This is a genomic window from Deinococcota bacterium (genome assembly GCA_030858465.1).
GTDB lineage: Bacteria > Deinococcota > Deinococci > Deinococcales > Trueperaceae > JALZLY01.
Map to the genome: position 1 here is coordinate 1 of JALZLY010000025.1, position 10457 is coordinate 10457.

Sequence of the window (10457 nt, forward strand, 5' to 3'; positions counted from 1 at the left end):
CACCGAGCTGTGGCGGCCCGACCTCGTCCTCTCGGCGGGCGACCTGGTGGCCGGTCAAAAGCACGACCTGCCGGCGGCACGCTTCGGCGAGATGTGGGCGGCCTTTGACCGCTCTATCGCCGCGCCCTTGCGCGAGGCCGGCATTCCCTTTGGCTTCGCGCTCGGCAACCACGACGCCTCCTCGCTGCGCCGCGCGGACGGCGGCTACGCCTTTGGGCGAGAGCGCGTAGCGGCGACGCGCTACTGGCTCGAGCATACGCCGGACCTCGACTTCGTCGACCGGGCGACCTTTCCCTTCGACTACAGCTTCCGCTCGGGCAAAGTCTTCGTGCTTGTCTGGGACGCCTCGAGCGCGCGGCTCTCGGAGGCGACCCTGGCCTGGGCGCGGGAGGCACTCGCGGGTCCCGAGGCGCAAGGGGCCGGGCTGCGCCTGGTCATCGGCCACCTGCCGCTCTACGGTATCGCGGAGGGGCGCAACAGTCCCGGCGAGGTGCTCGAGAACGGCGACGCGCTGCGCGAGCGGCTCGAGGCTTACGGCGTCCACCTCTATATCAGCGGCCACCACCACGCCTACTACCCGGCCAAGCGGGGCGAGTTGGCGCTCCTCCACACGGGCGGCACCCCTCCGCGGCGGCTCCTGGGCAGCGACGGGCCGCCGCGCACCGCCGTCACCGTCATGGACATCGACTTCGGCGAGGCCGGAGCGGGTGTCCGCTACACGAGCTACGACCTCGCCACCTTCGCCGAGGTGGAGCTCGAGAGCTTGCCCGAGAGCATCGACGGCTTGGGCGGCCGCGTCGTGCGGCTCGACCTGGCCGAGTGATACCTGCCCGCCGGATAGAATGCGCTACGCCCAAACCAGCAGACATCGACCCCGACATCGACCCCGACATCGACCCCGAGGCCTTCCGCCGCGTCGTCGAAGAGGTGATTCCCTTCATATCGTCAGGTGACCTCGAGCTCGGCCCCGTCGCCTCAAGGCGGGTCCAAGCGCCTCGCAGCAGGCGAGGTAGCAGGTTTACAGGTCCTTCAGCAGGCCCATCAGCTTGTATTTGCGACCGTGTTTGTGTTTGATCTCGGCGAGACAGCCTTGCCACGCCTCCTTCCGCCCTGTCCGCAGGTGGGCGGTTTTGACCCTCTCGAGCCATTCGGCCGCCTCGTGGTAGTACTTCGCCTTGCCCCCAGCCATGATCGACTCGGCACGGCGCCGGGCGTTGTCGATCACCCAGTCGGGGTGCGTCCCCGTCGCGGCGTCCATCACCCGCCGAACCTGGACGTCGTTATAGACGCTCCGGTCGTCGACGGCGGCGATGGCGTCCCTAAGCAAATCTTCGTGCAGGAAGATATCGACCTTGGCGTCCCCGGCCCCCGGCTTGCTCCGCAGCGAAGCCAGGAGTCGCTCCTTGAGTTCCGGCCAAGTCTCCCTGGCCAGCTCTCTGAGCTGCTGATAATCGGCGAACGAGGGCCTCTCCTCGAAGGCGGTGACGGCCGCCCGGAGCGCCCGCTCCCGCTCGCCCAAACCGGTCGCCAGCTCGCTCGTCCAGGCGGCGAGATGGTACTTGTTTTCGCCATGGTCTTGGTAATGGTCTCCGTAGCGAGGCACACCGTCGTCAGCGGCGACGCGCAGACCAAGACCGTACTCGGCGATGTCGAGCGCGTGACGGGGCTCCCCCTGCTCCCGGAGGGTCTTCGCCAACCCAAAGGCTTCGCTCGGCCGGCTAAGCTCACCTTTGGCCTGCTCGAGCGCTTCGCCCACCCGCCCTAGCTTCACGAGCATCTCCAGATACGCGGTGCTCAGGCCCTCCGCCTTGGCGAGGCGCAGGTACTCCTGATGGCGTCCCTCGCGCTCTAAGATGCGCAGGCGAATCCGGGCGAGGTCGTCGGCGAAGTCGGGGACGACCTCTTCGCTGGCCCAGGCCCCCGCCTCCCGCTCCTCACCCCGCAAGACGTCGACCAGAGGCGGGTACTCCCAACCTTGCGCCAGGGCGGCATCGGTCATCCCGAAGGCGCTCATGCTGTAATGCTCGAGGTTCGCAGTCCAGGCCGCGATCTCGCCCTGCAGCCTGACTCGCTCCCCTTCGCCGAGTTCGGCTCCCAGCACCGCTTCGGCCCAGCAGCCGTCCAGCTTGTCGTAGAGCCACTCGTCGTAGAAGTAGCCTTCGTAGTCTTGGTCGCTCGCCGCTTCGAAAAAGCCAGCGGTGACGGCCTCCAAGATCCCCAAGGCGTTGCGGTAGTCCCCCTGCTCCAGGAAGGGTGCGACCTTGTCGATCACTTCGTAGAGGTCGCCGAAATCGGGATTGCCGTCCCAATCGAGTTCGGCGCCCCGCACCGCAGCCTTGGCGAGCTGGCGAAAGAGGGCCACGTCGACCGGGGTCTGGCGCTTGGGTTTGGCAGGAACGCTCTCGACGCTCGACGTGATCAGGTGCAGCTCGAGCGTCCTCACGGTCTCCGGATGCTTCTCGGCGAGGTGGCGCAAGGCTTGGCGCAGCTGGCTTGCGGAGAGCGGCTCGAGCAACTCCTCCAGAGGTTGCCGCTCCTCGACGAGATCCGGCTCCTCGATCACGGCCAGCAGCGTCGCCACAGTGTGCTTGCACCACCCCCCGTACTCGTAGGGGCAGGTGCAGCTCGCGCTGGTCACCCCGGCATCGTCGAACTCGACCCGGACGAGGTAGGGCTCGAACTCACTCCCCTCGACCTCGGCGCTAAGCAGCTTGTCGCGCTGCTCGAGCGACACCACCGCGCCCTGCCGGTAGTAGTCCACGCCCCGTTCAAAGGAGGCGCTCGAGCTGTGCTCGCGCAACACGCGTTTACTCAATCCTGGCAGAGACACCTGCGCTGCTACCTCCAGTTCACGTACCAGACAGAGTAATCGTCCAGGAGCTGGTAATTTCCGGACGCCTTATCGGTGGCTTCCAAATCCGCCAGAGGCAGAACGAAGGTCTTCTTGTCTGACAGCCGTTTGACCTTTACCAGGACGCCGGGGGTCTCGTCAAGATCGTCGTCGGGCTCGAGCAGCTCATAGCTGTCCTTATGGGAAGGTTTCGTCTTCTTGAGTTGCTCGTACTCCTCCTTGTCGCCGGGGCCGAACAGGTAGTACTCTTCCCATCCAAAATCCTCGCCGCCTGTAACCTGACAAGGGAATAGCAACGACGCCTTGAGGTAGGCGAGATAGGTTCGAAGCGTGTCACGATCGACGCCGGGGATTTCATCCTGCCCAAGTATCTCGCTAATTCGCCTCTCTTGTGCCTCGAAATCGCTCATGACGCTACCCCTTCGACAACCCTCAAAATCCGCCTCGAGCCGCGACGAAGTCCAGCACCTCGTCCTCACCGGCACCGAACACATTATAGACCACGATCGGGAAGCCCGGCGCCTCGAGGGCGCGACTCTCGGCCCCGAACAGCAGCAGGTTCAGCAGGCTCGCGTAATACTCGGCGTCCAGCCAGGAGTCCCTTTCCACCTGCAAGCGCGTCGGCAGGTAGTCGGGCGGCTGCGCCCTCGTGACTGACTACGAACTACTGGCTTCCGACTCCTCATCCAGCGCACCGCTAGCCCTTCAAAGCGTCATGTTCGACCACGCGGAGTATAGTTAGGTCATGGCGACGGATACCTTGACAGATACCTTGGAAGAGACGAAAACGAGCAGCGGGCACTCACCGCTTACGCTGCGTTTGCCGCCGGCGATGGCGCTAAGCGACGAGCAGCTGCTGGAACTCGCTTCGCTCAATAGCGATGTACGCCTAGAACTCACGGCGCAAGGAGACCTTATTGTCATGCCACCTGCAGGCGGAAGCTCGGGGAGACGAAACGCCCAAATCACCACACAGCTTGGCGTCTGGAGCGAACATGACGGCAGCGGCGAAGTTTTTGACTCCTCTACCGGCTTCCGGCTTCCTAACGGCGCCGTCCGCTCGCCTGATGCCTCTTGGGTCAGCAAAGCGCGCTTAGCAGGGCTGACTGCAGAGGAGCGAGAAAAATATCTGCCGCTGTGCCCTGAGTTTGTGCTCGAGCTTCGTTCACCAACGGACAGTTTGCGCATCACCAAAGAGAAAATGCAGGAATACATGGACAACGGAGCTAGGCTCGGCTGGCTCATCGACCCGCGGAGAGCGCGCGTGACGGTCTACACGCCGGGACAGGTAGAGGAATCAGAAGGGCTCGAGACGCTTAGAGGTGACCCCGTTCTGCCCGGCTTTACCTTGGACCTGCGTAAGGTTTGGGGTTAGCTCATGCCCATTTTGCTTACCTCAAAGACCTTCGCAGTCTCGTCCCGCTTGCTTCTTGTCCGACCCAAGGCTGGATCAACGCCTACTAAGCCTCGAGCTGCAACCCTCGCGGCGTCAGCACGAACTCGACGCGGCCGAGCAGGTAGTCGATAAGGATGGCGAGGAGCGCCGCCGGCAGGGCGCCTAAGAGCACGAAGGGTTCGACGTTCAAGCTGAGCCCGCTGGCGATCGGCACGCCCAAGCCGCCCGAGCCCACAAAGGCGCCCAGGGCGGCGGTGCCGATGTTGATGACCACGCTGGTGCGCACCCCCGCCAAGATGACGCGGCTGGCGTTGGGGATCTCTATTTTCCAGAGGATCTGCGCGGGCGTCATGCCCATGCCGCGCGCCGAGTCGATCATGAAGCGGTCGACGGCGTTCAGCCCGGCGATGGTGTTGCGCACGACCGGCAAGATGCCGTAGAGAATCAAGGCGATCACCGCGGGCCAGAAGCCGAAGCCGATCACGGGCGCCATGATGGCGACGATCGCCAGGGTCGGCACGGTCTGGGCGCCGTTCACCAGGTCGGACACCAGCGGCAGGAACTCGCGGAGGCTCCGGCGGGTGACCAGGATGCCCAGGGTCAGGCCGAGCGTCACGGTGATGATCGAGGAGACGATGACCAGCTCGAGGTGCTGGGCGGTGAACTGGATGACCGTGGCGGCGGGATGCAGAAGCTGCGGGCTTCTGGGGAATATCAGGCCGAGCACGTAGTCCCAGAGCGGCACATGGCCGAAAAAGGACCAGAACAGCAAGAAGATGCCCGCGGCCCGCAACAGCGGCCGGAGCAGCTTCTCCTCGCGCCGGCGGTAGGCGTAGCCGACCACTGCCTCGAGGAGGGCAAAGGCGAGCGCGAACCAGGCCAGGGGCAGCCCGGTGTTGAGCGAACCCACCTGGATGAGCTTCTCCGGGTGAAGGCCAAGGAGCGGCAGCCACAAGTCGGGGCCGAGCACCGCTTCGGCGCCCCTCAGCCGCTGGTCTCTCAGGCCAATCTGCACGGTGTCGAGCGCGAAGAACAGCAGGGCGAGCGCCAGCCACACCAGGGCCGCGGTCGGCATGAAGCGCTTCATGGCGCCTCTGGGGGCGCCTGTGAGGGTGGGGTCGGCGCCGCGCCGGTCCCGGCCTCCGGTGCCGCGCCGCGCTCGACGATGGCCTGCAGGGTCTTCAGGCGAACAAAGCCCTTTAGGGCGCCCGCGCCGTCGACCACCGGGGTGACGCGAAAGCCGCGCGTCACCATCGCCGAGAGCGCCTCGCGCGCCGTAGCGCTCTCCCTCACCGCGATGTCGAGGGGGTGCGCGCGGTTCACGGCCTCTTGCAGCGTGCCGCCGCCTTGCGCACTTTCCTTGTCCACTGCCTCCTTGTCCACCCAGCCCTCGAGCCGCCCCCCCTCACCGACCACGAAGGCGCTCCTCACCCCCAGACGCGCCATCTCGGCGCGGGCGTCCTCGAGCCGGCCCGCCAAGGCCACGACCGGCGGGTCTAAGTCCATCAGCTCGCCGATGCGCACCAGGCCCAGGCGCTTGAGCTGCCGATCCGCGCCCACGAATGAGCGCACGAAGTCGTCTTTGGGCTTCGCCAGAAGCCTGTCCGGGGTGTCCATCTGCACCAGCTCGCCGTCCCGCAAGATGGCGATGCGGTCACCCATCTTGATGGCCTCGTCGATGTCGTGGGTGACGAAGATGATGGTCTTGCCGACCTCATGTTGAATCTGCAGGAACTCCTCTTGCAAGACCTCGCGGGTGATGGGGTCGACGGCGCCGAAGGGCTCGTCCATGAGCATGATCGGCGGGTCGGCGCCCATGGCCCGCGCCACGCCGACGCGCTGCTGCTGGCCGCCCGAGAGCTGCCGGGGGTATTTGTCGCGGTTGAGCCCCGGCTCGAGGCCGACGAGCGTCAGGAGTTCATCCACCCGGCGGCGGATGCGGCCTTCCTCCCAGCCGAGCAGCCGCGGCACCACGGCGATGTTCTGGCCGACGGTCATGTGGGGAAAGAGGCCGATCTGCTGGATGGCGTAGCCGATCTTGCGCCGGAGCGTCTCGGCGGGGACGTTGCGGTTGTCCCGGCCCTCGACCAGGATCTGCCCGCTCGTTATGGGAATGAGCCGGTTGACCATGCGCATGGTGGTCGTCTTGCCGCAGCCCGAGGGGCCGATCAACACGCAGATCTCGCCCTCATGAACCTCGAGGCTGAGCCCGTCGACCGCCTTGAAACCGCTCGCGTACTCCTTGACGACGTTCTCGAAGGCGATCACGGTGTCCCTGCGCTCACGGTGATCCCTCGCTCACAGCTCCCCCTCGGCGGTATGACGGATGCCGGGCGAGGTCAAGAGCGCCTCGACGCCGCGCAGGGCCGCGTCCAGAAACAGGGCCAGAAACACGGCGGGGATGGTGCCCAGCAGGATAAGATCGATCGAGGTGCTGATGATGCCCGAGAAGATGAAGTCGCCCAGGCCGCCCGCGCCGATCACCGAGGCGATGGCGCCGATGCCGACCAGGGCCACCCCGGCATTACGTACCCCCGCCATGATGATGGGCAAGGCGAGCGGCAGTTCGATCTGGAAAAAGCGCTGCGCGGCGGTCATGCCCATGCCCCGGCCCGAATCGATGATGGCCGCGTCAACGTTTTTGAGGCCCGCGTAGGTGTTGCGCACCAGCGGCAAGAGCGCGTAGAGCGTCAGCGCGATGAGCGCCGGGGCGGGGCCGATGCCCGAAACGCCCAGGTCGCGCACGGTGAGCGCCGCGAAGCCCGCGACTCGAGCCAAAAACTGCCCCGACGCCTGCACCAAGACGACCGCCATGATCACCCCGGCCACAGCGCCGGCGACGAGGGCGGCGTAGCGCGTGAACCTGTAGAGCCCGCCTCTGCCGAAGAGCCAGCGCGCCGCCGCCCAGAGGACCAGGCCGACCAGCAGGGCGAGGAGCAGCGCGCTCGTCAAAGTTCCGTAGCGGCCCGAACTGAAGGCCAACAGGGAAACGCGGTAGAGAAAGCTCGCGATGATCACCGTGACGAGCGCCAAGGGCACCGCCAGCGCCAGGGCGCTCAGCAGCAGGTTGACCTGCCGCCCCGCCTCCGGCAGCTTGGCGCCCAATAGCCGGTAGACCAAGAGGAGCGCCGCGGCCACGGCCAGCGCCAGCGCCAGGAAAACGAGCACCGCGCTGAAGCGCTGGTTGCCCAGGCGCGCCATCGGCACCAGCAGCACGCCAAAGAGCGCCAGGCTGGGAATGGTCTGGATGATGCCCACCGCCCAGAGGATCACCGGGGCGACGCGCTCGTCGCGCGAAGCCCAGAGCCCCAGGCCCACCCCGATGACCGAGCCCACGGTGAGCGCCACACCGACGAACATGCCGTGCTCCAAGAACTTGCGCGCCAGCTGCTCGCCGTTGGCGTAAAACTCGACCATGACCGAGTAGATGTCGAGATAACCGCCGGCAAAAAGCAGCACGACGAGCGCCGCGCCGGCCCAGGCCGCCAGCAGGCGAGCGCCGTAAGCCACGCCGCCGCGCATGAGGTCCTGCAGGCCCGCGAAGAGCACGGTATAACCCCCCATGACCCCCAAGGCCAGCGCCGCCGAAGGCAGGAGCCGGGGGTTGCGGATGCGCACCCCCTCGCCCAAGAGCTCGGCGGCGTTCTCGACGAGCAGCCCTCCGGCCTGAGCCGGCAGGACGAAGGTGAGCACCAGCAGCCCGTTGCCGAGCAGGACCAGAGGCCAACCGCGCTCCTTCCCCGCCGGCAGCAGCGCGACCAGGAGCGGCGCCAAGGCCAGGGCAAAGAGCGCAGGGTAGCGCAGATCGCCCTCGAGCCCCAGGAGGTGATAGGGAATGCCCGAGGCGAGGCGGTTGGGTTTGAGCTCGATGATGGGCAGAAAGAAAAAGCCGAGGCCGGCCACCAGGCTGCCCAAGATAGCGATGCGGTTGATGGTCGTATCACCCCCTCGAATAGGAGTCAGGAGTTAGGAGCAGGAGTCAGCCTATGGGGACGTTCGCTTTGCTCTCCCTTTACGCTGTTACGTCACTGGCACGGTCGCTGTAGTGACCATGCCAGTATGACGCTCAGTGCCGCTCTGCCTCAGTCGGTGAATCAGTCGCTGAAGCCGTGCTCTTGCAGGAAGTCGCGCACCACGTCGCGGACGTTCTCGCCGTCGACCTCGACTCGAGCGTTGAGTTCTTGCAGGGTCTCGGCGTCGAGCGTGGCGAAGATGGGGTTCAAGACCTCGGCGATCTCGGGGTTGGCGCGGAGCACCTCGCCGCGAACGACCGGCGCGGGCTGGAAGACCGGCTGCGCGCCGTCCTCGTCGGAGAGCACCACCACGTCGTAGGCCTGGAGCGCCCCGTCGGTCGCGAAGACCATGGCCGCGTCGACCTGGCCCTCGGCCATCGCCTGGAGGGTCTGCTGCGAGGCACCGCCCGCGATGATCAAGAGATTGTCCGAGCCAAAGGCGAAGCCGTAGGTGTCCTCGAAGGACTGAAGGCCGTCGGGACGCTGCGCGAACTCGTCGTTCGTCGCCAGCCTGACGGCGTTGCCCTCGTTGATGTAGGCGGCTAAGTCGGCGGCCGAAGAGACGCCGTGTTCCTCCGCGAAGGGCGCGGACACGGCGATGGCGTAGGTGTTGTTGGCCGGCGCAGCGTCCAGCCAGACGAGGTCGTTCATGTCCTCGTCGAGCGAGGAGACGGTCTCGTAGGAGAGCTGGGCGTCGCCCGACGCGCCCTCGGGGATGTCAGCCTCTACGTCGCGGAAGAAGTTGCTGATGGCGGTGCCGGTGTACTCGGCGTAGACGTCGATCTCACCGGTCAGGAGCGAGTCGCGAACGACGCCCGTGCCGCCCAGGTTGGTGTTGTCGACGACCTCGAGGCCCGCCTCCTGCAGGGCGGTGACGATCAGGTTGCCCAAGATGAGCTGCTCGGTGAAGTTCTTCGAGCCCACCCGGATAGGGCCCTGCGCGAAGGCCGCCGCGCCCGCCAGAACCATGCCGATAACGATGAGTAAACTGCCGATCCTCTTCATGTTTTACCTCCCATAGTGTTAAATCTCCATTTCGACACGTACGCTCTGTTTTCGGGCTGAGCCAATCGCGCGGCGGTTCAGCGAAGCAATGCGCTCCCAAACCCATCCCGTTTCCGCGTCGCGGTTTCCGTAGCTTAACATACTTTTTCAGCCGGTACAATGGTTAGGCTGGACCTGAAAGGTAAACCTTATTGACAAGCCCCACCTTTGCCAGCTACGATTTGCGCACATGACACCGCCGCCCTCTTTTGGCGCCCCCTCGACCCGCCAACCTCGCCTTGGCGGGGACGGGTCCTTGAGCAGGCTCCTAGGAGGAGCCACGGAGTTCTGCCTGGGGGCCAATCCGGGCGGTGAGGAATGAAAGTCGCCGTGGCGCAGACGGCTCCCGTGCTCGGCGACGTGAACGCCAACCTCGAGAAGATTCGCCTCTTCCAGCATCAGGCCAAGGCGGACGGCGCCGAACTCGTGGTCTTCCCCGAACTCGCCCTGAGCGGCTACGCCGTCGCTCAGGAGGTCTACCGCTACGCCTTAAAGGAGAGCGACGACGCCTTTAGGACGCTGCTCGAGCTGAGCCGCGACTTGCCCATGATCGTCGGCTTTATCGAGCGCAGCGCGCGCGGCCGCGTCTACAATGCCGCCGCCCTCATAGACGGCGGCAAGATCGTTCACCTGCACCGCAAGGTCTACCTGCCGTCTTACGGCGCCTGGGAGGAGGGGAAGATCTTTGCTCGCGGCAAGCATCTCGGTGTCTTTCGCTACCGCGGCTTCAGGATGGCGATCTTCATCTGCTACGACTTCTGGTTTCCCTCGATGGTCTATCTGGCCGCCTGCGACGACGCCGACGTGTTCGTCGTCATCGCCAACTCGAGCCTCGACAGCGGCGGCATGAACCCGCGCGCCTGGGACCACCTCATCCGCGGCCCCGCGCTGCTCTACGGGGGCTACGTCGTCTTTTGCAACCGGGTCGGGGTGGAACACGGCTGGAGCTTCTGGGGCGGCAGCACCGTCATCGGCCCGGCGGGTGCATCGGACGTCGCAGCGGGCACGGGGGAGGAAATCATCTATAAGACGCTCGAGCCTGAAGCTGTCGAGAGGGCCAGGGACGCCCTGCCGCTCCTGCGCGACCTGGACGTGGACTTTACCCTGCGCGAACTCCAGGAAGTCACGAGAAGGCGGATCAGCGAGAATGATT

Annotated in this window: 10 protein-coding genes; 3 read left to right on the forward strand and 7 right to left on the reverse strand. The window is 65.8% G+C overall.

Going from position 1 to position 10457, the window contains the following annotated elements:
- The coding region (locus M3498_01530) for a metallophosphoesterase (protein ID MDQ3457977.1) at nucleotides 1-823 on the forward strand (823 nt) is incomplete at its 5' end.
- 195 nt (nucleotides 824-1018) lie between these two features.
- Here M3498_01530 and M3498_01535 read toward each other — a convergent pair.
- From M3498_01535 to M3498_01545, 3 genes are read right to left on the reverse strand one after another with little or no spacing between them, the layout of a single operon-like run.
- Nucleotides 1019-2803 carry an SWIM zinc finger family protein gene (locus tag M3498_01535; protein MDQ3457978.1) on the reverse strand — a complete coding sequence of 595 codons (1785 nt, stop codon included), beginning with the start codon at nucleotides 2801-2803 and terminating at the stop codon, nucleotides 1019-1021.
- A 35-nt stretch (nucleotides 2804-2838) separates the two neighbouring features.
- Nucleotides 2839-3261, reverse strand: a complete 423-nt coding sequence (locus M3498_01540; protein ID MDQ3457979.1) for a hypothetical protein — start codon at nucleotides 3259-3261, stop codon at nucleotides 2839-2841.
- 22 nt (nucleotides 3262-3283) lie between these two features.
- Nucleotides 3284-3460: a hypothetical protein gene (locus M3498_01545; GenBank protein ID MDQ3457980.1), complete on the reverse strand. Its 177-nt coding sequence runs from the start codon at nucleotides 3458-3460 to the stop codon at nucleotides 3284-3286.
- Nucleotides 3461-3683: 223 nt separating this feature from the next.
- On the opposite strand from M3498_01545, the gene M3498_01550 reads away from it, so the two are divergent.
- A complete protein-coding gene (locus M3498_01550) occupies nucleotides 3684-4226 on the forward strand; it encodes a Uma2 family endonuclease (GenBank protein MDQ3457981.1) in 543 nt (180 codons plus the stop codon).
- 85 nt (nucleotides 4227-4311) lie between these two features.
- Here the strand turns inward: M3498_01550 and M3498_01555 are convergent, their stop codons facing one another.
- The 4 genes from M3498_01555 to M3498_01570 all read right to left on the reverse strand — a co-directional run bounded on the left by M3498_01555 (nucleotide 4312) and on the right by M3498_01570 (nucleotide 9265).
- Complete coding sequence (locus M3498_01555) at nucleotides 4312-5334, reverse strand: ABC transporter permease (protein ID MDQ3457982.1); 1023 nt, start codon at nucleotides 5332-5334, stop codon at nucleotides 4312-4314.
- Nucleotides 5331-6515: a betaine/proline/choline family ABC transporter ATP-binding protein gene (locus tag M3498_01560; GenBank protein ID MDQ3457983.1), complete on the reverse strand. Its 1185-nt coding sequence runs from the start codon at nucleotides 6513-6515 to the stop codon at nucleotides 5331-5333. Before M3498_01560 ends, M3498_01555 begins: the two co-directional genes overlap by 4 nt.
- 30 nt (nucleotides 6516-6545) lie before the next feature.
- Entirely contained in the window at nucleotides 6546-8162 is a 1617-nt protein-coding gene (locus tag M3498_01565) for an ABC transporter permease (protein MDQ3457984.1), read from the reverse strand.
- 179 nt (nucleotides 8163-8341) lie between these two features.
- The gene (locus tag M3498_01570) at nucleotides 8342-9265 is read right to left on the reverse strand and encodes an ABC transporter substrate-binding protein (GenBank protein MDQ3457985.1); all 924 of its coding nucleotides are present in this window, start codon (nucleotides 9263-9265) and stop codon (nucleotides 8342-8344) included.
- A gap of 357 nt (nucleotides 9266-9622) precedes the next feature.
- Here M3498_01570 and M3498_01575 point away from each other — a divergent pair.
- Nucleotides 9623-10457: hypothetical protein (locus M3498_01575; GenBank protein MDQ3457986.1), on the forward strand; the 835-nt coding region annotated here is incomplete at its 3' end.

Coding starts and splice junctions, on each gene's coding strand:
- M3498_01540 (MDQ3457979.1), bottom strand. CDS start 3,261: ATGAGCGATTTCGAGGCACAAGAGAGGCGAATTAGCGAGATACTTGGG.
- M3498_01550 (MDQ3457981.1), top strand. CDS start 3,684: ATGGCGCTAAGCGACGAGCAGCTGCTGGAACTCGCTTCGCTCAATAGC.
- M3498_01555 (MDQ3457982.1), bottom strand. CDS start 5,334: ATGAAGCGCTTCATGCCGACCGCGGCCCTGGTGTGGCTGGCGCTCGCC.
- M3498_01570 (MDQ3457985.1), bottom strand. CDS start 9,265: ATGAAGAGGATCGGCAGTTTACTCATCGTTATCGGCATGGTTCTGGCG.